The organism is Achromobacter spanius (assembly GCF_039673305.1).
Lineage (GTDB): Bacteria > Pseudomonadota > Gammaproteobacteria > Burkholderiales > Burkholderiaceae_B > Achromobacter > Achromobacter spanius_F.
Map to the genome: position 1 here is coordinate 370,288 of NZ_JBDJLJ010000001.1, position 19,666 is coordinate 389,953.

Annotated in this window: 19 protein-coding genes; 9 read left to right on the forward strand and 10 right to left on the reverse strand. The window is 69.0% G+C overall.

Annotated features, from left to right (window positions below; translation table 11 throughout):
* Positions 1-263 precede the first annotated feature (263 nt).
* Entirely contained in the window at positions 264-767 is a 504-nt protein-coding gene (locus ABE485_RS01770) for a Fur family transcriptional regulator (RefSeq protein ID WP_346513008.1), read from the reverse strand.
* Between the two features lie 327 nt (positions 768-1,094).
* Here ABE485_RS01770 and ABE485_RS01775 point away from each other — a divergent pair, with 327 nt between their 5' ends.
* Genes ABE485_RS01775 through ABE485_RS01795 form a run of 5 tightly spaced genes read left to right on the forward strand, consistent with a single transcriptional unit; the run spans position 1,095 to position 5,398 of the window.
* Positions 1,095-1,817: a metal ABC transporter ATP-binding protein gene (locus ABE485_RS01775; RefSeq protein ID WP_346513009.1), complete on the forward strand. Its 723-nt coding sequence runs from the start codon at positions 1,095-1,097 to the stop codon at positions 1,815-1,817.
* A complete protein-coding gene (locus tag ABE485_RS01780; RefSeq protein ID WP_346513096.1) occupies positions 1,814-2,692 on the forward strand; it encodes a metal ABC transporter permease in 879 nt (292 codons plus the stop codon). Before ABE485_RS01775 ends, ABE485_RS01780 begins: the two co-directional genes overlap by 4 nt.
* Positions 2,693-2,703: 11 nt before the next feature.
* Entirely contained in the window at positions 2,704-3,693 is a 990-nt protein-coding gene (locus ABE485_RS01785; RefSeq protein ID WP_346513010.1) for a metal ABC transporter substrate-binding protein, read from the forward strand.
* Positions 3,654-4,358, forward strand: a complete 705-nt coding sequence (locus ABE485_RS01790) for a DUF1007 family protein (RefSeq protein ID WP_346513011.1) — start codon at positions 3,654-3,656, stop codon at positions 4,356-4,358. The genes ABE485_RS01785 and ABE485_RS01790 overlap by 40 nt, the downstream gene beginning before the upstream one ends.
* Positions 4,359-4,372: 14 nt before the next feature.
* On the forward strand, positions 4,373-5,398 hold the full coding sequence (locus tag ABE485_RS01795) for a nickel/cobalt transporter (RefSeq protein ID WP_346513097.1): 1,026 nt from the start codon (positions 4,373-4,375) through the stop codon (positions 5,396-5,398).
* Positions 5,399-5,405: 7 nt separating this feature from the next.
* On the opposite strand, the gene xerC is transcribed toward ABE485_RS01795, so the two are convergent.
* From xerC to ABE485_RS01820, 5 genes are read right to left on the reverse strand one after another with little or no spacing between them, the layout of a single operon-like run.
* Positions 5,406-6,389 carry a tyrosine recombinase XerC gene (gene xerC / locus ABE485_RS01800; RefSeq protein WP_346513098.1) on the reverse strand — a complete coding sequence of 328 codons (984 nt, stop codon included), beginning with the start codon at positions 6,387-6,389 and terminating at the stop codon, positions 5,406-5,408.
* Positions 6,390-6,416: 27 nt separating this feature from the next.
* Positions 6,417-7,094: a DUF484 family protein gene (locus ABE485_RS01805; RefSeq protein ID WP_346513013.1), complete on the reverse strand. Its 678-nt coding sequence runs from the start codon at positions 7,092-7,094 to the stop codon at positions 6,417-6,419.
* 4 nt (positions 7,095-7,098) lie between these two features.
* Positions 7,099-8,010 (reverse strand): diaminopimelate epimerase, encoded by a 912-nt coding sequence (dapF, locus tag ABE485_RS01810; RefSeq protein ID WP_346513014.1) that lies wholly within the window; start codon positions 8,008-8,010, stop codon positions 7,099-7,101.
* Between the two features lie 21 nt (positions 8,011-8,031).
* Positions 8,032-8,922: a lysophospholipid acyltransferase family protein gene (locus ABE485_RS01815; RefSeq protein WP_346513015.1), complete on the reverse strand. Its 891-nt coding sequence runs from the start codon at positions 8,920-8,922 to the stop codon at positions 8,032-8,034.
* A gap of 39 nt (positions 8,923-8,961) precedes the next feature.
* Positions 8,962-9,828: a lysophospholipid acyltransferase family protein gene (locus tag ABE485_RS01820; protein WP_346513017.1), complete on the reverse strand. Its 867-nt coding sequence runs from the start codon at positions 9,826-9,828 to the stop codon at positions 8,962-8,964.
* 277 nt (positions 9,829-10,105) lie between these two features.
* Between ABE485_RS01820 and metK the strand changes: the two genes are divergently transcribed.
* Positions 10,106-11,269: a methionine adenosyltransferase gene (gene metK, locus ABE485_RS01825; protein WP_346513019.1), complete on the forward strand. Its 1,164-nt coding sequence runs from the start codon at positions 10,106-10,108 to the stop codon at positions 11,267-11,269.
* 150 nt (positions 11,270-11,419) lie between these two features.
* Here metK and ABE485_RS01830 read toward each other — a convergent pair whose 3' ends face one another.
* From ABE485_RS01830 to ABE485_RS01840, 3 genes are read right to left on the reverse strand one after another with little or no spacing between them, the layout of a single operon-like run.
* Positions 11,420-13,909, reverse strand: a complete 2,490-nt coding sequence (locus ABE485_RS01830) for a branched-chain amino acid ABC transporter ATP-binding protein/permease (protein WP_346513021.1) — start codon at positions 13,907-13,909, stop codon at positions 11,420-11,422.
* Positions 13,909-14,787, reverse strand: a complete 879-nt coding sequence (locus ABE485_RS01835; RefSeq protein ID WP_346513023.1) for a branched-chain amino acid ABC transporter permease — start codon at positions 14,785-14,787, stop codon at positions 13,909-13,911. Before ABE485_RS01835 ends, ABE485_RS01830 begins: the two co-directional genes overlap by 1 nt.
* A gap of 27 nt (positions 14,788-14,814) precedes the next feature.
* The gene (locus ABE485_RS01840; protein ID WP_346513024.1) at positions 14,815-16,005 is read right to left on the reverse strand and encodes an ABC transporter substrate-binding protein; all 1,191 of its coding nucleotides are present in this window, start codon (positions 16,003-16,005) and stop codon (positions 14,815-14,817) included.
* Between the two features lie 240 nt (positions 16,006-16,245).
* Here ABE485_RS01840 and ABE485_RS01845 point away from each other — a divergent pair, with 240 nt between their 5' ends.
* Genes ABE485_RS01845 through ABE485_RS01855 form a run of 3 tightly spaced genes read left to right on the forward strand, consistent with a single transcriptional unit; the run spans position 16,246 to position 18,710 of the window.
* A complete protein-coding gene (locus ABE485_RS01845) occupies positions 16,246-17,202 on the forward strand; it encodes a polysaccharide deacetylase family protein (protein WP_346513025.1) in 957 nt (318 codons plus the stop codon).
* 46 nt (positions 17,203-17,248) lie between these two features.
* Positions 17,249-18,064, forward strand: coding sequence for a GntR family transcriptional regulator (locus ABE485_RS01850; protein WP_430795380.1), 816 nt, complete (start codon positions 17,249-17,251; stop codon positions 18,062-18,064).
* Position 18,065: 1 nt separating this feature from the next.
* Entirely contained in the window at positions 18,066-18,710 is a 645-nt protein-coding gene (locus ABE485_RS01855) for a flavin reductase family protein (protein ID WP_346513026.1), read from the forward strand.
* Between the two features lie 4 nt (positions 18,711-18,714).
* Here ABE485_RS01855 and ABE485_RS01860 read toward each other — a convergent pair whose 3' ends face one another.
* Positions 18,715-19,638 (reverse strand): LysR family transcriptional regulator, encoded by a 924-nt coding sequence (locus ABE485_RS01860; protein WP_346513028.1) that lies wholly within the window; start codon positions 19,636-19,638, stop codon positions 18,715-18,717.
* Between the last annotated feature and the right edge of the window lie 28 nt (positions 19,639-19,666).

A 19,666-nucleotide genomic window follows, 5' to 3' on the forward strand; every position in this document is an offset into this window, starting at 1 on the left:
TTGACACAGGCTGCGAAGGCCGCCGATAGCGGCCGGACGCAGGATTACAGCACAGTCGGGGGCAGGGGGCAAACCCCGGGCCAACCCGGGGGGCCATAGCCGCCAGATCGCGGCTGTACGCCGTGAAGTATCGGGCGATACCACTATTTTGGGGCTGTTTCCCCGTTTTCAAGGGCGGGGCGCGCGGAAGGCGGCCGGCGCCTGGTCCGGTTGGGTGCGCCTAAAAGATGAGGCCGGATGAGACCCGCCCGACTGGACCGGGCTCAGTGATGGTGATGATGGTGGCCCGCGTCGGCGGGCTGCTTCTGCTGGCACTGCGGACACAGCGCCCGGATCTCGGTTTCGTGGGTGGCCAGCGCATAGCCGGTCTGGGCGACGCGTTCAGCCAACTGCCGGCTCATGGCCGGGTCGGACACTTCGGCCACGGCGCCGCAGCCGGTACAGACCACGAGCAGGTCGTGCGGCGCGCCGCCGGCGTCGTGGCAGGCGCTCCAGGCGTTGACGGCGTCAAGGCGGTGGATCAGGCCTTCGTCCATCAGGAAGTCCAGGGCGCGGTACACCGTGGGGGGCGCAGCGCCGGGGTGGACAGCGCGCATGGCGTCCAGCAGCTCGTAAGCCTTCAGGCTGCGGCCGTGGCGCAGCAGCAGCTCCAGGACTTTGCGGCGGATGGGGGTCAGGCGGCGTCCGCGCTGCGCGCACAGCGTTTCGGCGACGCTGAGCTGAGCGCCTACGGTATCGCTGCGGGGAGGACGGGACGGAGCGGACATGGCGGGCTTTATCTGAATGGGAAACGCGCGTGACGCGCGCGCGAGATGCCTGGAAGGTAGCAGAAAACCTCCGGGCGCGGGAACTGGCGCCGACGTCCGGCCGATTTAGTTATGATATAACATAATAAATATTCGTCGCCGCACTTCGTTTCTGCCTGCCATGTCCCATTTCACGCTGCTCCCCCGACGGCCCGGCGCCGCGCCCGGTCGGAGCGCGCCGCCGCGTTCCGCTTTCCTCGTTTCCGCCTGGCGCCGCATGGCAGTCGCGCTGGCCGCTGCTGCTGCGCTCTGGGTGCTGACCGGCTGGGCAATGGGTTGGTGGCCGCGATGAGCGTCGCTTCTTGCTCCGTCGAACTGAACGATGCGTCATTCGGCTGGCGCGGGCGGGCCGCGCTCAGGTCGGTGTCGGGCAGCTTCGCCGCCGGCGGCATGACGGCAGTGGTCGGCCCCAACGGTGCCGGCAAGTCGACCCTGATCAAGGGCATCATGGGCGTGCTGCGCCCCATGACGGGCAGCGTGCGTATCGGCGGTGCCGGAAGGTCGGCGCTAGCGTGGCTGCCCCAGGCGGCCGAACTGGACAGGTCGTTTCCCATGTCGGTGCTGGATCTGGTTGCCATGGGCGCGTGGCGCCGCGTGGGCGGATGGCGCGGCTACGGCCCCGATGAACTGGACCGCTGCATGCACGCGCTGGAAACCGTGGGCCTGGCGGACGCCGCCGGCCGCGGCGTGGATGCGCTGTCGGGCGGGCAGATGCAGCGCGTCCTGTTTGCGCGCATGTTGGTGCAGGATGCGCCGGTGTTGCTGCTGGACGAACCCTTCGCCGCCGTGGACAGCCATACGGCCGACGATCTGATGGCGCTGCTGTGCGGACTGCATGGCCAGGGGCGCACGGTGATCGCGGTGCTGCACGACCTGGATCTGGTGCGCGATCACTTTCCCGAATGCCTGCTTCTGTCCGGCGCGGTCGTGGCGTGGGGCGACACGGCCTCGACCCTGAGCGACGCGCACCTGAAGGCGGCGCGGCAATGGCATGCAAGGTCCTGGGAATGACGCTCGCGCAGTGGGTGGTTTCGCCCTTCCTGGACTACGGATTCATGCGGCGTGCGCTGGCCGGCGCCTGCGCCCTGTCGCTGGGGGCGGCGCCGCTGGGCGTGTTCCTGGTGCTGCGGCGCATGAGCCTGATGGGCGATGCCATGTCGCACGCGATCCTGCCTGGCGTCGCCGCCGGCTTTCTGCTGTCGGGCCTGTCATTGGGCGCGATGATGCTGGGCGGCATCGCCACCGGCCTGGCGGTGGCCTTGCTGGCCGGACTGGTCGCCCGCCTGACGCCGCTGCGCGAGGACGCCAGCTTCGCGGCGTTCTATCTGATATCCCTGGGACTGGGCGTGCTGCTGGTGTCGTTGCGCGGCTCGAACATGGACCTGCTGCATGTGCTGTTCGGCACGGTGCTGGGCCTGGACGATGCGTCGTTGCTGCTCGTGACGGCCACGGCCAGCGCGACGCTGCTGGTGCTGGCGGCCATTTACCGCCTGCTCGTGGCCGAATGCCTGGATCCGGGGTTCCTGCGCGCCAGCGGCGGGCGGGGCGCGGCGGTGCACATGGGCTTCCTGGTGCTGGTGGTGGTGAATCTGGTGGCGGGATTCCAGGTGCTGGGCACGCTGATGGTGGTGGGCATCATGATGCTGCCCGCCGCCGCGGCACGCTTCTGGGTCCGCAGCGCGGCCCGCCAGATCCTGCTTGCTGCAGCGTTCGGGGTAGCGTCCTCCGTGGCCGGCCTGCTGGTGTCCTATCACTTCGATGTTCCCGCGTCGCCCGCCATCATCCTTGCGGCCGGCGCCTGCTATCTGTTTTCCATCGTGGGCGGCCCGCAAGGCGGGCTGCTGCGGGCGCCGCGCCGCGCGCGCCCCGCGCCCCAGACTTTCTAAGGAGATCCGCTATGCATTCGATTTTTTCGGCCCGCCGCCGCGCGCTGCTGGCCATTGCCGGCCTGTGCCTGACAGCCGTCATCGGGACCGCGCATGCCGCCGAGCCGTTGAAGGCGGTAGCCAGCTTTTCCATCCTGGGCGATATCGTGCGGGAAGTCGGCGGCGCCGACGTCAGCCTGACTACGCTGGTCGGACCGGACGGCGATGCGCATGGCTACGAGCCGACGCCCGGCGACGCGAAGAAGCTGGCCGATGCGCGCGTGCTGTTCGTGAATGGCCTGGAGTTCGAAACCTGGCTGCCCAAGCTGGCGAAGGCTTCGGGTTTCGCGGGCCAGACCGTCACGGCCTCGCAAGGCGTCAAGGCGCGCAAGTTCGCCGGCCACGGCGACGACCACGACCACGACCACGACCACGGCGATGATCATGGTCACGGCCATGGACACGGCGGCGAGGGCGGCCATCACCACCATGGGGATGCCGATCCCCATGCCTGGCAGAGCCTGGCCAATGGCGTGATCTACGCGCGCAACGTGGCCGAAGGCCTGGCCGCCGCCGATCCGGCGCGGGCGCAGGCCTACCGGACGCGCGCCGATGCCTATATCGCGCGACTGGAGGCGCTGGACGCCAGCGTGCGCAAGACCTTCAAGGCCATTCCCGCCGAGCGCCGCAAGGTCGTTACCTCGCACGATGCCTTTGGCTATTTCGGCGACGCATACGGCGTGACTTTCATTGCGGCGATGGGCGTGTCGACCGACGCCGAACCTTCGGCGCGCGAGGTGGCGGGCATCATCGAACAGGTCAGGCGCGAGAAGGTCCCGGCGGTGTTCGTGGAGAACATCAGCAGCCCCAGGCTGGTGGAGCAGATTGCCCGGGAGACCGGCGCCAAGGTGGGTGGTACGCTCTATTCCGACGCGCTGTCCAAGCCCGGACAGCCCGGCGCCACCTATCTGGAAATGTTTGAATGGAACGCACGTCAGCTTGCCGCGGCCTTGCAGCCCTGACCGCCGCGACGGCACTGCTGGCGGCGGGCGCCGCCAGCGCGCATCCGCACATGTGGATCGACGCCCGCGCGCAGATCGACATCGACGCGCAGCAGCGCATCACCGCCGTGCGGCAGGTGTGGCTGTTTGACGAGATGTTCGGCGCCTATGCCACGCAGGGGCTGAAGAAGGGCAAGGACGGTTCCCTGCCCGCCGATACGCTGCGCGGCATGGCGCAGGACTGGATGAAGGCGCTGGGCGAGCCGATTTCCCACTACTTCACGAGGGTAACGGTGGACGGCAAGAGCGCGGCGTTTGGCGCGCCGCGCGATGCGCGCGTCGACTGGAATCCCAAAACCACGCGTCTGACGCTGTCCTTCACCCTGCCGCTGGCGGAGCCCGTCGCGCCGGGCGCGCAGGGGGCCCAAGTGGACATCTACGACCCCACCTATTTCGTGGCCTACGCATTTGACGAGAAGGGCGCGGTATCGCTGGGCGGTCAACAGGGCGCAGCCTGCACGTCCGCCTATCGCAAGCCCAAGGAACTGGATTGGAAAACCATGCAGCAACTGGCCGCGATCCCGGCCGACCCGGACGCGTTGCCGGACGAGCTATTCGCCATCACCAAGGGACTCACGCATCGCATCGAGGTGCGTTGCCCGCCTCCTGCTGCACAAGCGGGCTGATCGCGCTGTTCCTGATGCTGGGCGGCATGGCCTGGATGTCCGCCGCCGCCGCGCAGGGCGCGCATCCCTTCGGCGTGCCGGAAAGCGGCGCCGGGATGGGCGGTCCGGGCTGGCTGTCCAGTTTTTTCGGCAGCGTTTCGGTCTGGCAGTCGCATTTCTACCGGCAGTTGACGGGCGCGGTGCGCGCCTGGCAGGCGGACGGCGGGGCGGCATGGGCGCTGATCGGCCTGTCGTTCGCCTATGGCGTTTTTCATGCGCTGGGCCCAGGCCACGGCAAGGCGGTGATTTCCTCGTATGTGCTCGCCAACCGCCAGACCGCCCGCAATGGGGCGTTGCTGGCGCTGGCGTCGGCGCTGATCCAGGCGCTGGTGGCGGTTGTGCTGGTGGCGATCCTGGCCCTGGTGTTCAACGCCACCGCCGCAACGATGAACCAGGCCACGCGCTGGTTGGAGCTGGCCTCGTACACCCTGGTGACGCTGCTGGGCGTCTGGCTGGTGTGGGTCAAGGCGATCCGGCCGTTGACGCGGCGCGCGGCCGTTGCACCGCCCGTCGCCGTCGCGCCGGCTCCCGCCTTGAAGGGAGCCGCGGCGCTGCGGGCGATTGCCGTGCACGCGCCATCGACCGCCCCCGCGCACGATCACGCGCATGTGCATGACGACGATTGCGGCTGTGGACATGCGCACGCGCCCGCGCCGGAGCAGGTGGCCGGGCCGTTGAACTGGCGCCGGGCCTGGTCGGCCATTCTTGCGGTGGGCCTGCGGCCGTGCAGCGGCGCGCTGATCGTGCTGGTGTTCGCGCTGTCGCAGGGTTTTTTCCTGGCGGGCGTGGCGTCGGCGCTGGCGATGGGCCTGGGCACCGGCCTGACGGTGGCCGTGCTGGCCTGCCTGGCCGTGGCGGCGGGGGGCGTGGCGACGCGCCTGGGCCGCCGATTGTCCGGCGCGGGCGCCGCGCGGCTGCGCTACGCCGTGGAGGCGCTGGCGGCGATTGCCGTGCTGTTGCTGGGCGTGACGCTGCTGGGCGGCGTGGCGGCCGGCGGCTAGCGGCTGGTCAGGATTTCCGGCCGGCGCGCGGGTGGGCCTGGTCGTAGGCCTTGGCCAGGTGCTGGAAGTCCAGCCGCGTGTAGATCTGGGTGGTCGAGATATTCGCGTGGCCGAGCATTTCCTGCACGGCGCGCAGGTCCTGCGCGGATTGCAGGACGTGGCTGGCGAAGCTGTGGCGCAGTACATGCGGATGCACATGCGTGGGCACGCCGGCCGCCTGCGCGATGCGCGCCAGCTGCAGCTGCACGACGCGCGGGGAGACGCGGCGTCCGCGTGCGCCCAGGAACAGCGCGGCGGCGTCTTCGGGGCGCGGCGCGGGTGCGGCCAGTTGCGGGCGCGCGCCGATCCACTTGCGCAGGGCAGCCAGGGCCTGCTGGCCGACCGGCACGGAGCGGCGCTTGCCGCCTTTGCCCAGCACCACGACTTCCGCGTCGTCCAGGTTCAGCCAGCCGCGCGATTCGTAGTCGGAAGAACGCTCGTAGCGCAGGTCCAGCCCCACCAGCTCGGACAGCCGCAGGCCGCTGGAATAAAGCAGTTCGAACATGGCCTGGTCGCGCAGCGCGGCCGGTTCGGTGGCGACGCGCGCGGGCGCGCTGTCCAGCAATGCCTGGGTCTGTTCGACCGACAGCGCCTTGGGCAGGCCGCGCGGCGCCTTGGGGGCGCGTACGCCCGCCACCGGGTTGCCGGCCAGCTCCGCCGCGGGCGCCCACCATTGGTAGAAACCGCGCCAGGCCGCCAGGGTGCGCGCCAGGCTGCGCGGACCGCGGCCCTGCGCGTGCAGGCGCGCCACGAACTGGCGGATGTGGCCATTGCCGAGCTTGTCCAGCGGCAGGCGCGCCTTGTCGGCAAGTTCGCGCAGGAAATGCAGTTCACGCCGGTAGCCGTCCAGCGTGTGCGGTGAATAGCGGCGGTTGGTTTCCAGATGGCGCAGCCACGCGGTCATCGGGTCGGGCAGGGCCGCGGGGCGGGGATCGGCGTCCTGGTCGCGCATCGCGTTGTCCCTGTGCATCCCGGGCGCCTAGGCCTTGGGCGAGGCCGGATTCAGGCGGTGCAGCGCCGCCGAGGCCAATTGGCCGATGGACTCCAGGAACGTCGTGCCCATTTCGGGGGTGAAGCGTTCCGCGTCGTCGGAGCCCAGGACCAGCAGGCCCACGGCGGGGCCGTCGGCCTGGAGCCGCAGCGGCACCAGCGCCAGCGACTTGGGCTTGGCGTCCAGCCAGGCGACGGCTTCAAAGGCCGTGTCGGTGCCGCAATATGGCGCCTTCAGGCTGTCGGTGAAGGTGCGTACGTCCTGGGACACCGGTTCGCCGTAGCCGTGATCGGGGAGTTCGGACAGGTTCCACAGGCGCAGCGCCACGTGGTTCACGTCGAATTGTTCGGCCAGGCCCAGCGCGATTTCCCCCGGCACCAATTGAGGGTCGCATTCGGACAGCAGACGGCAGCACCACTTGGCGACGTGCGAGCCGATGGTCTCGTTGGCGGTGGCGTTGCGCACGAGTTCGTTCAGGCGCCATTCCAGTTCGCGGTTGCGTTCGCGCAGCGTGAGGATCTGGCGCTCGCCCAGCGAAATGGCGCGCGAGCCGTGCGGGTGCGGCACCTGCAGGGTGGCGAAGACTTCGGCGTGCTCGTCGAAGAAGCCGGGGTTCTCTTGCAGGAAGCCTGCGATGTCTTGGGCGGTGAAAGCGGTATCGGTCATAGGGTTATCGGTTCAGCGCCATGGAGAAGACGAGCTTGTCGATGTCGACCTGGCCCGTGAAGACGGATTCGGCGGGGCCGGTCATGCGCAGTTGTTCGCCGTTCCAGGCGACGGTCAGCACGCCGCCGCGCGTTTGCACCCGCACGGGAGAATTCAGCAGGCCGCGGCGGATGCCGGCTGCGACCGCGGCGCAGGCGCCCGTGCCGCAGGCAAGGGTTTCGCCGGCGCCGCGTTCGAAGACGCGCAGGCGGATGTTGTGGCGGTCGACGACCTGCATGAAGCCGGCGTTGACGCGGCGGGGAAAGCGCGGATGCGTTTCGATCAGGGGGCCCAGCACCGAAACGGGCGCGGTGTCGACGTTGTCGACCACCTGCACGGCGTGCGGATTGGAAATCGCGACCGCGGACACGGCGACCGTGCGCGGCATGCCAGCGGGCGCGTCCAGGTCCAGGTCCCAGAGCGTGTCCTGGCCCTGGACGCGCGAGGCGAGGCCGGCGGTGTCGAACGGCAGGGCGGCGGGGTCGAAACGGGTGCTGCCCATTTCCACGGTGACCTGCTCGTCGTCGCCTTCGTCCAGCACCAGGATGCCCGTGGCGATCTCGGCGCGCAGCGGATTGCGGTCGGACAGGCCCTGTTCGTGCACGAAGCGCACGAAGCATCGGGCGCCGTTGCCGCAGTGTTCGACCTCGGATCCGTCGGAATTGAAAATGCGGTAGCGGAAGTCGGCGTCCGGCCGCGTGGCGCGTTCGACCAGGAGGATCTGGTCGGCGCCGATGCCGAAGTGCCGGTCGCCCAATGCGCGGGCGCGCTCGGGCGTCATTTCGATGGCCTGGCGGACCCCGTCGAGCACAACGAAATCGTTGCCCGCGCCATGCATTTTGGTGAAGTTCCAGTTCATCACCGGATTATCGCCCATTATTGCGGCGCGGACCGGGCGTCAATAGAGTTTGGCCTCGCCCTCGGGCCGCGTCTTGAAACGGCGGTGGACCCAGTAGTACTGGCTGGGGCAGCGCCGCACCCAGGATTCGAGCTCGCGGTTCAGGCGGGCGGTGGCGACCTCGAGCGAATCCTCGCCCGGAAAGTCCTCGAGCGGCGGCAGCACGTCCACGTGATACCGGCCGGTATCCGGGTTCCAGAACCCCACGATCGGCAGCACGGCGGCGTTCCATTTCTGGGCGAGCTGGGCGGTGGCCACGAGGGTTGCGGCCTGGACGCCGAAGAACGGCACGAAGACCGAGCCCTGGCGGCCGAAGTCCATGTCGGGCAGGTAATAGACGGGGCGGGGCGCGCGCAGGTGCCGGATCAGGTCGCGCACGCCATCCTTGCGGCTGACCAGGAAGACTTCGTTGAAGCGCGCGCGGCCGGCGGCGACGACCGCATCGATGTGCGGATCGCTTTGCGGTGTGTACATGGTGGCGGCGCTGGGCACTTCCATGGTCAGACGGGTGGCCGCCGCGTCCAGGGCGATGAAATGCGGCGCCAGCAGGATCACGGAGCGGCCTTCGGCCGTCAGCGCATTGATCTGGTCGGCGCCGTTTTGCGTGACCATTTGCTTGATGGCTTCCGGGGTGCCGTACCAGAGCACGCCGCGGTCGACGATGGATTGCGCCAACGCGCGGAAATGGTCGGCCACCCATTGTTCGCGCACGGACTCGGGCTGATCGGGGAAGCACAGCTCCAGGTTGCGGCGCACGATGCGGGCGCGCGACCGCGCCAGGCGCGGCGCAAGCCAGCCCAGGCAGGCGCCGATGCGCTGGCGCGTCGACGGCTTGATGCGGCCGAACCATTTCAACAGGGAAACCAGCGTGCGCGTTTTTCTATCGTTCATGGATGTGGAATAAGACCGGGCGGCGGGATCGGCGTGGCCTCAGGAGGCCGGGGGCGCCGGTTCGGCGGTGGGCGCCGGGGTGGCCCCGCGCGGGGTCTTGTAGCGGTTGTAGCTCCAGAGGTACTGGTCGGGGCAGCGCCGGATCAGCGTTTCCATCGCGGCGTTGATCAGGGCGGCCTGCGCCTCGGGCTCGGCCGGCAGGGGTTCGGGCACCCGGACGTAATGGATGCGCCAGCCGCGGCCCTTGGGCAGGCGTTCGCCGGCGGTGAGGATGATCGGAACGTTGGTTTGCGTGGCCAGCTTGCCGGGCAGGGTCATGGTGTAGGCCAGACGTCCGAAGAACGGAACCCACACGCCGTCGCCGACGCTGGGGGCCTGGTCGGGCAGCATGCCCACGGATTCGCCACGGCGCAGGGCGCGCACGAACTCCCGGACGCCCTGCATGGTGGCGGGCACGGCGTTGACGTCCGAACTATTGCGCGCCGTTTCCAGCAGGGGGGCCAGGACGTCTTTGCGCGGGGGGCGGAACATGACCGTCATGGGCATCTGGCGGGCCAGGTACCGGGCAGTGATCTCGAAGCAGCCCAGGTGCGGGGTCAGGAACAGGATGCCGCGCTTTTCGGCCCGGGCGGCGGCGACTACGTCATTGTCGTCCGACACCACCTGAGCCAGGCTTTCCTTGTTGCGGAACCAGACCCGGGGATTCTCCAGGATCATCGCGCCGGTTTCCCCCGCAGCGCGTCGGGCAAAGGCCGTGCCCGGGTAGCCGGCCTGCGCCGCATTGGCTTGCAGGCGCCGCCGGTATTTGCCCGGCCAGGCGTAGACGGCGCGCCCGGCAAGGCGCCCGATGGCGTGCGCCACTGGTAGCGGCAGGGCGGCAAAGAGTCGGAACAGGGGCAGCAGCATTCGTCAAAAGGGTGAGAACGGGCAGGGTAATGCCGCTGCTCGGGGAATTTGCTTACACCCCGGGCGCGAGCGTAAGAACGGCATTTTCGCTTAAAATGCGACCAGTCGCCGAGTTAACCGACAACTTGCGGGGCGACGGCAAGGGCGCGGCGCATTGCGCGGCCACTGCCAAATCCGCTAAAGCGTCGCGCCCAGTTGGCATATGCCATGCAGACCGGGGTGCAACGCGCCTCGTGAACCTAAGTGCCGGCACTGCCGGACAAGCAAGGACGCATCTGTGGCCAACAACGATTTTCTCTTCACTTCCGAATCCGTCTCTGAAGGGCACCCCGACAAGGTTGCCGACCAGATTTCCGATTCGATCCTCGACGCCATCTTCACGCAGGACCCGAACGCGCGTGTCGCAGCCGAAACGCTGTGCAACACCGGTCTGGTCGTGCTGGCGGGCGAAATCACCACCACCGCCAACGTCGACTACATCCAGGTCGCGCGCGACACCATTCGTCGCATTGGCTACGACAACACCGAATACGGCATCGACTACAAGGGCTGCGCGGTGCTGGTCGCCTACGACAAGCAATCGCCGGATATCGCCCAGGGCGTGGACCGCAGCTCGGAAGACTACCTGAACCAGGGTGCGGGCGACCAGGGCCTGATGTTCGGCTACGCGTGCGACGAAACGCCCGACCTGATGCCGGCTCCGATCTGGTACGCGCACCGCCTGGTGCAGCGCCAGAGCGAACTGCGCAAGGACGGCCGCCTGGGGTGGCTGCGTCCCGACGCCAAGTCGCAGGTGACTTTCCGCTATGTCGACGGCCGTCCCGCTGAAGTCGACACCGTGGTGCTGTCGACCCAGCACTCGCCCGAGGTTTCGCAGGAAACCATCCGCGAAGCGGTCATCGAAGACATCATCAAGCCCAGCTTCCCCGAAGGCCTGATCACGCCCAAGACGAAGTTCCTGGTCAACCCGACCGGCCGTTTCGTCATCGGCGGCCCGCAAGGCGATTGCGGCCTGACCGGCCGCAAGATCATCGTCGACACCTACGGCGGCGCATGCCCCCATGGCGGCGGCGCGTTCTCGGGCAAGGATCCGTCCAAGGTCGACCGCTCGGCCGCCTATGCCGCCCGCTACGTGGCCAAGAACATCGTGGCCGCCGGCCTGGCGCGCCAGTGCCAGGTGCAGGTCAGCTACGCGATCGGCGTGGCTGAACCCATCAACATCACCGTCTACACCGAAGGCACCGGCGTCATCCCCGACGATCAGATCGCCAAGCTGGTGCGCGAGCACTTCGACCTGCGTCCGAAGGGCATCGTGAACATGCTGGACCTGCTGCGCCCGATCTACACCAAGACCGCCGCCTATGGCCACTTTGGCCGTTCGGAGCCGGAGTTCTCGTGGGAAGCCACGGACAAGGTCCAGGAACTGAAGAAGTCCGTGTAACGCGGCCTGATTCGATGAAAAACGCCCCGTCACGGGGCGTTTTTTTTCGCCGGTGGCTCAGAGACCCCGGGCTGACAGGTCCGGCAGCGCCAGGGCCCGGCTGGGCCGCGACGCCGCGTAGGACGCGGGCCTAGGCCAGGCCAAGCCCGGCTAGGCGCCCAGATAGGCGCGGGCCAAAGCGCCGTCCTGCGCGATGTCGGCCGCCGCGCCGTGCGCCGCGACCCGGCCGGATTCCAGCACATAGGCGCGGTCGGCCAGGGACAGCGCCAGCGCAGCCATCTGGTCCACCAGCAGGATGGTCATCGATTCCGCGCGCAGCCGGTCCAGGGCCTCGAACAGCTCGTCGATGATTTTCGGCGCAAGGCCCAGCGACGGCTCGTCCAGCAGCAGGATCACGGGCTTGGACATCAGGCCGCGCGCGATCGCCAGCATCTGCTGCTCGCCGCCCGACAACAGGCCGGCGCGCTGGTGCAGGCGCTCGCGCAGCCGCGGAAAGCGCGCAAGCATTTCCTCGACCCGGGCGTCGCAGTCCTGCGGATGCAGGAATGCGCCCAGGCGGATGTTGTCCAGCACGCTCAGGCCCGGGAACACCTGCCGGCCCTCCGGCACCAGCACCAGGCCGCGCGCCACGATGCGGTCGGCGGGCAGGCCCTGCAGCTCCTGGCCCTGCAGGTGCATGCCGCCCTGGGCGGGCCGGTGCAGCCCCGCCAGCGTGCGCATCAGCGTCGACTTGCCTGCGCCGTTGGCGCCCAGCAACGCCACCATTTCGCCGTGCCGGACCTGCAGGTCGATGCCGTGCAGCACGGGGTTGGCGCCATAGCCGGTGGTGAGATTGCCCACGCCCAGCACCTCGGGCGGCAGCGTTTCGCCCGCTGGCCGGGGGCGCGCGGCGGGGGCGCGGCGCGCCGCCTCGTCGCCCAGGTAGGCCTGGCGCACCGCGGGCGACTGCTGGATCTCGGCGACGCTGCCCTGCGCCAGTTCGCGGCCGGCGTCGATGGCGACGATGTGGTCGGACACGCCCATCACCAGCGTCATGTCGTGCTCCACCAGCAGCACGCCCGCGCCCGCTTCGGCGATGCGCCGCAGCAGCCCGGCCAGCCGCGTCTTGTCTTCGCGCGACAGGCCGGCCGCGGGCTCGTCCATCAGCAGGATGTCGGCGTCGGTGGCAAGCGCGCGCGCGATCTCCACCAGCCGCCTGTCCACGTGCGGCAGGTCCGCCGCCGGGATGTCCAGCGCGCCTTCGTAGCCGCAGAACCCCAGCAGCGCGCGCGCCCGTTCCCGCGCGTCGGCGGCAAGATAGCGGCGCGAGGACAGCAGCCCGCCCAGGCGGCCGCGCAGCATGCCCAGCGCGACGTTGTCTTCGACGCTCAAGGTGTCGAAGAGCTGCGAGGTCTGGTAGGTGCGGGCAATGCCGCTGCGCGCCACGCGGTGGGCGGGCAACGCCGCCAGCGCCTCGTCTCCCAGCGCCACGGCGCCGCTGGTCGGCTGGTAATAGCCGCTGAGCATGTTGATGACGGTGGACTTGCCCGCGCCGTTGGGGCCGATCAGGGCCGTCACGGCGCCGGGCGGCACGGCGAAGGAAACCGCCTGCACGGCGCGCACGCCGCCGAAGGTCATGGTCAGCGCGTCCGCCCGCAGGGTCCGCCGCGGCCGGCCGGTGACCGGCTTGGCGCCATGCCGAGGCGCGAGCGCATGGCTGCGCGCGCCGCGCCGCCAGCGCGCCACGAGGCCCGCCGCGCCCTCGGGCGCGGCCCACAGCACCACCAGCAGGAAGGCGCCGAAGAACAGCAGGCGGTATTCCTCCAGGCTGGAGAGCAATTCGGGCAGCAGGCCCACCACCACCGCGCCCAAGATGGGCCCCGCCAGCGAGCCGGCGCCGCCTATCGTCACGGCCAGGACGAACAGGATGGACTGCATGAAATTGAAGTTGTGCGGCGTGATCATGCCGGTCTGCGGCGCGTAGAGGCCGCCCGCCAGGCCGACCACGGCGGCCGACACCATGAACGCCACGGCCTTCACGATCAGGGGGTTGATGCCGATGGATTCGCTCGCTGTCTCGCTGTCCTTGACCGCGCGCATGGCGGCGCCCCAGGCGCCGCGCGACAGCAGGGCATAGCCGGCCAGCGCCACGAACACGGCAACGATGGCCAGCATGGCGACGCCGCGGTCGCCGCCGATGCCGCCGATCGCGGGCTGCGCGATGCCCATCAGGCCGTTCTGCCCGCCGGTGACCGAGCCGCCTTCGATCAGCCCGTGCTCCACGATGAAGCCGAACGCGATGGTGATCATCGCCAGGTAGGGGCCCTTTACGCGCAGGGCGGGCAGGGCCAGCAGCAGGCCGAAGGCGCCGCACACCAGCGCGGCGGCCGGCCAGGCCAGCCAGAAGCTCCAGCCCGCCTGTCCGGTAAGGATCGCCACCGTATAGGCGCCGATGGCGTAAAAGCCCGCGTGCCCGAACGACATCTGGCCGGTCAGGCCCAGCAGCACGTTCAGGCCGATGCCGGCCAGCGCCAGGAGCGCCACGTTGCCCAGCACGAACACGTAATAGCCGTTGACCGTGGCGGCCAGGACCAGCGCGGCGGCGGCCAGCAGGGTATAGAGCGCCAGCGGCAGCCAGCGCGATGCAGATTGCTTGTCCATCAGACCTTCCTCACATCCGCGCGTCCGAACAGGCCATTGGGCAGCACGGCCAGCATGACGATCACCAGCGTGAAGCTGATGATCTGCGTGTATCCGGAGCCCAACGCGACGGTGATCAGCGCTTCGACCACGCCGAACAGCAGGCCCGCGATCATCACGCCCCAGGCGCTGGTGATGCCGCCCAGGATCGCGACCACGTAGGCCTTGAGTCCGAACAGCGTGCCCATGTCGGCCTGCACGTTGAACAGCGGCGCGACCAGCGCGCCGGCGACGCCGGCGAACAGCGTCGACACCGCGAACGCGGCCATGATGGCGCGGCGCACCGGGATGCCCATCAGGCGCGCCGCGTTGGGGTTCTGCACCACCGCCAGCAGCGCTACGCCCCACCGGGTGCGGCGCGACAGCGCATGCAGCGCGGCCGCCAGCGCCAGGCCGACCAGCGGAATCAGCAATTGCAGCGGATAGATGCCCAGGCCCAGCCCGCCGATCTCCAGCGGCGCCTGGGCCAGCGGCGAAGGCAGGCTGCGCGGCTCCTTGCCGAACGTGAACATCACCACGTTGTCCAGGACGATGCCCAGCGCGACGGTGGACATGAGCCAGGCGTTGGAGCCGCGGCTGGCGAAGGGCCGCACGGCCAGCCGCTCCACCACCAGGCCATAGAGCGCGCACAGCGCCAGCGCCAGCGGCAGGGCGGCCAACAGTGGCCAGCCCAGCGTCTGGGCAAACGTAAACGTCAGCACGGCGCCCAGCATCATGGAACTGCCCTGGGCGAAGTTCACCGTGCCCGATACGGCATAGGTCAGGTAAAAGCCCAGGGCCATCAGTCCGTACATGCTACCCAGACCCAGGCCGCTGACAATGGCGGACATCAACAACATGCGCGTCTCCCGCGTGATCCGGCCGGCTTACTGCGCGCCCTTGACGGGCAGGATCCGGTTGTCGATGAACTGCGTCCACACGTAGTCGTCCTCGCGCAGCGCGTCGTGCGAGGCCGGCGTGAAGGGCTGCTCGTAGGTCTTGATCAGGCCTTCGTACTTGCCGATCTTGTAGAAGCCCTGGCGCACCGCGTCGCCGTCGGTGGAGCCCGCCTGGGTGATCGCCAGCGCGGCCAGCTGCATGCCGTCATAGGCGTTGGCCACGCCCACGGCCGGCGTGATGTCCTGCGGACCCTTGATGTCGGAATACTTGGTCTTGAGCGCCTGCATGACCTTGTCGCCCACCGGTCCCTGCTTGCCGAAGAAGCTGTAGGTCTGCACGAAGTGCACGTTCTTGGCGTTGGGGCCGGCCAGCTCCGTGAAGCGGCCGCCCGCCGGGCCCCAGTGCGACACCACCGGCACCTTCCAGCCCATGCGGTCCAGCGATTTGACGACCTGGGCCGACGGCCCCACGTTGCCCACCAGGAACAGGGTGTCGGCGCCGGCGGCCTTCAGGCGGCTCAGCTGCGGCACGATGTCCAGATCGTTCGGCTGGAATTTCTCGACGCCGGCGGGCGTGACCTTGGCCGTCGCCAGTGCGGCGTTCAGGCCCTTTTCATTGGATTCGCCCCAGGGATTGTTCACCAGGATCATGCCGGGCTTGGCGCTCTGGAAGGTCTTCTGCGCGTACTGCACCATCGCGCTGTCGACGATCTCGTCCATCGCCGACACGCGGAACACGAAGTTGGGATTGCCCTTGTTCTGCGTGATGGCGGTGCCGGCGGCCCAGGGGCCCATGAAGGGCACCTTCTCCTGGTTCACGATCGGCACGATGGCCATGGATACCGGGGTATCCAGGCCGCCGAACAGCACGGCCACCTTTTCCTTGTAGATGAGCTCGCGCGCGGCGGCCATGCCCTTGGCGGGATTGCCTTCGTCGTCGCGCCGCACCAGCACCACCTGGCGGCCGCCCAGCAGGCCGCCGCGCGCGTTGATTTCATCGATGGCGACGGTCATGCCGCGCGTCAGCGCCTCGCCGGCGCGCGCGGATTCTCCGGACAGCGCGGTGATCAGGCCAATCTTGATCGGGTCCGCGGCCAGCGCCGGCTGCGAGGCGAGGCCCGCGGCGAAGAGGGCGGCGGCGGTCGCGCGGAGCATGAAGGAACGGCGGGTCGGGGTCATCGGGCACTCCTGAAAAAAGTGGAATGAATCTTGCATGGGGTTAAGTGCTGCTCCGTTACCCCATGCAAGATCCATGCCACCTGATCCGCGCCGCCCGCCAGACGGCGCACCAGCCCTGTCACAGCGAGGTCGGCGCGGAACAGGGTGCGGTCCGGCATGGTTTGTACACACCGATTTCTATTTTTGTCGCCAAAGCGTCAGCGTTTTTGTTCACAATAATGCATCAGGATTTGCACCAAAATGAATCCATCCTCGCTTCAAAGCACTAAACCGGGGCGTGAACCCGCGTCTCCCTGGACCCCGGAGCCCCTTGCCTGCCACGGGCGCTTTCCGTACCAGCCGATCGCCGGCCGAGCGGACTATTCCTGGCCCAACGGCGCCCGCCTTGCCGTGTACCTGGGCTTCAATATCGAGCACTTCGCGTTCGGGGAAGGCCTGGGCGCGGAGCTGGGGCCGGCGTCGCCGCATCCGGACGTGCTCAACTACGCCTGGCGCGAATACGGCAACCGCGTGGGCGCCTGGCGCTGCCTGGAACTGTTCGACGAATTGCGCCTGCCCGCGGGCGTGCTGATCAACACCGCGCTGTATGAGCATTGCCCGGAGCTCGTGGACGCCTTCCTGGCGCGTGGCGACGAACTGATCGGGCACGGCTACAGCAACGCGCACCGGCAGGGCGGCTTGCCAGAGGCGGACGAACGCGCGCTGCTCGCGCATTGCCGCGACCGCATCCTGCGGCACGCGGGCAGCGAACCCGCCGGCTGGCTGTCGCCCTGGATTTCCGAGAGCCGCGCCACGCCCGACCTGCTGGCCGAGGCGGGCTACCGCTATACGCTCAACTGGTGCCACGACGATCAGCCCATGCGCATGCGCACCCGTGCGGGCGACCTTTGGGCGATTCCGTATCCGCAGGAGCTCAACGACATCCCCATGATCATGGGGCGCAAGATGGATGCGCGCGATTTTGCCGATATGATTCTCGACCAGTTCGAGGAGATGCGCGCGCAGGCCGTCCGCCAGCCCCTGGTCATGGGCATCGCGCTCCATCCCTACATCGTCGGCCAGCCCTATCGCTTGCGGCACCTGCGGCGGGCCCTGGCCCCGCTGGCCGCTGCCCGCGACCGCGGCGAGATCTGGTTCACCACCCCGGGCCAGATCTGCCGGCATGTGGACGGCCTGCCGCCCGGCGTGATCGCCTAGCGCCGTTACGATCGTTCCTGTCACTCCCGCTGAACCGAGTTCCCCCATGTCCACCCGAAGCCCCGCCCAACCCCGCAATCCCCGCACGAAAGCCGCCGGGAAGCCCGCCGCCGGCTTGCGCAAGACCGCCGCGTCCGCAGGCGATGCCCCTGGCGCCGGTACGCCCGACGTAGGTGCGCCAGACGCCGCGCCGGACGCGGACATGGAGCGCCGGATCTGCGAAGCGGTCTACGAAAGCGTGATGAGCCAGCGCCTGACGCCCGGCACCAAACTGCCCGAGGCGGCGATCTGCGAGCTGTTCGGCGTGTCCCGGTCGGTCGCGCGCAAGGCCTTGCAGCGACTGGCGCATGAACACGTGGTGGATCTTCACCACAACCGCGGCGCGGTGGTGGCCGAGCCCACGCCCGAGGACACGCGCCAGATCTTCCAGGCGCGCCGCGCGCTGGAGGCCGCCCTGGTGCCGCTGGCCGCGGCGCGCGCCACCAAGGCCGACTATGCCTCGCTGCGCAAGCAGCTGCGCGACGAGCATGCGCTGCTGCACCGGGCCGGCCAGCCCGCCTGGGCGCGCCAGGCCAGCGCCTTCCACGTGCGGCTGGGCGAGCTGTCCGGCAACACCATCCTGCACGGCTACCTGGCGGAACTGGTGTCGCGCTGTTCGCTCATCGTGGCCCTGTACGAGCCGCCGGGCAACGCCGCATGCGAACACGGCGAGCACGTGCTGATCGTGGACATGATGGAACGCGGCGACGTCGCCGAAGCCGTCAGGATCAATGACAACCACCTTGCGGACCTGGAACGGCGGATCAGCCTGGAACGTCCGCAACCCGCTCAAACCCTTGCCCAGATGCTGGGACTGGCCTGACATGGAAATCGATTTCGACGCCATTACCGAATATCAGCGCTACAAGCTGATGGCCAGCCTGATCGTGCCCCGGCCGATCGCGCTGATCACCACCCTGTCCGAAACCGGCGTGGTCAACGCCGCGCCGTTCAGCATGTTCAACATGCTGGGCGAGGATCCGCCCATCGTGATGGTCAGCATCAACCGCCTGGAAGACGGCGGCCTGAAGGACACCGCGGCCAACATCGTGCGCGGCAAGGAGTTCGTGGTCCACCTGACCGACGAGGCCATGGCGGAAAAGATGCACCGCTGCGGCGACCGGGTGCCGTCGGACGTCAGCGAACTGGCGCACGCCGGCCTGGACGCCGCGCCCAGCCATCGCGTGGCGCCGCCGCGCATCGTGCAGGCGCCCGTGGCGTTCGAGTGCACGCTGTTCGAGACCATGGAGACCGCCAGCCGGCAGATCTTCATCGGACAGGTGCGTTGGCTGCACGCGCGCGACGGACTGATCGACACGGACACCTGGCGGGTGCGCCTGCAGGATTACTTTCCGGTGGGGCGCTTCGGGGCCAGCTTCTATGTCACGACGCGCGACCGCTACGCCATCGGCGCGGACGGCGCGCCGGCGGCGGGCGCCGCCGCCAGCACGCCCATCGACGAAATCTGACGCGTCACCAGACCGTGCCGTCCGTGCCCGGGGCGCGCACGTGGCGGGCAAAGCGGCGCGACAGGAAGTCGACGAACGCCAGCGTCTTGGCTGGCAGGTTCAGCCGTTCGGGATACAGCGCGTGGATGTCGGCGGGCGGCGTGCGCCAATCTGCCAGCACTTCGCGCAGCCGCCCCGCGCGCAGGTACGCCGCCGTTTCCCATTCGGACCGCATGACGATGCCGTGGCCGTCCAGCGCCCATTCCAGCGCGCTCTGCCCGTCGTTGGAGCTGACCGGCCCGCGCACCTTCACGGTTTCCGCGCGCGCGCCCGATTCCAGCCGCCAGGTGCCGTAGGCCACGTCGTTCTCGCGCACGACGATGCAGCGGTGGCGCTGCAGGTCGCCCGGCGCGCGCGGTTCGCCTTGGGTGTCCAGATAGCGCGGAGAGGCGCACAGCAGGCGCCGGTTGGACGCGATCTTGCGCGCGGTCAGGCGCGCGTCCGGCAGGTCGCCGAACCGCACCGCCACGTCAAAGCCTTCCTCGATCAGGTTCAGCGGCCTGTCGGTCAGCCGCATTTGCACTTCGACGTCCGGGTACTGGCGGCAGAAGTCCGACACGGCGGGCACGATGTGGGCGCGCCCGAACCCGAACGTCGCGTTCAGGCGCAAGAGGCCCTGGGGCTGCGCGCGCGCACTGGACACCGAGCGCTCCAGCGCCTGCAGGTCCGCCAGGATGCGGCTGCCCTCGGCCAGGTACAGCTCGCCTTCCTGGGTGACGCTGACCCGCCGGGTGGTGCGGTTCAGCAGGCGCACGCCCAGGCGCTGCTCCAGCTTGGCCAGGCGCGTGCTGACGGCCGGGGGCGTCAGCCCCAGTTCGCGCGCGGTGGCCGACAGGTTGCCGTGCTTGACCACCAGCGAGAAGAAGGCGAGATCGGAAAGGGCGTCCATGGCCTTATTTATAAATCAGATTAAACAA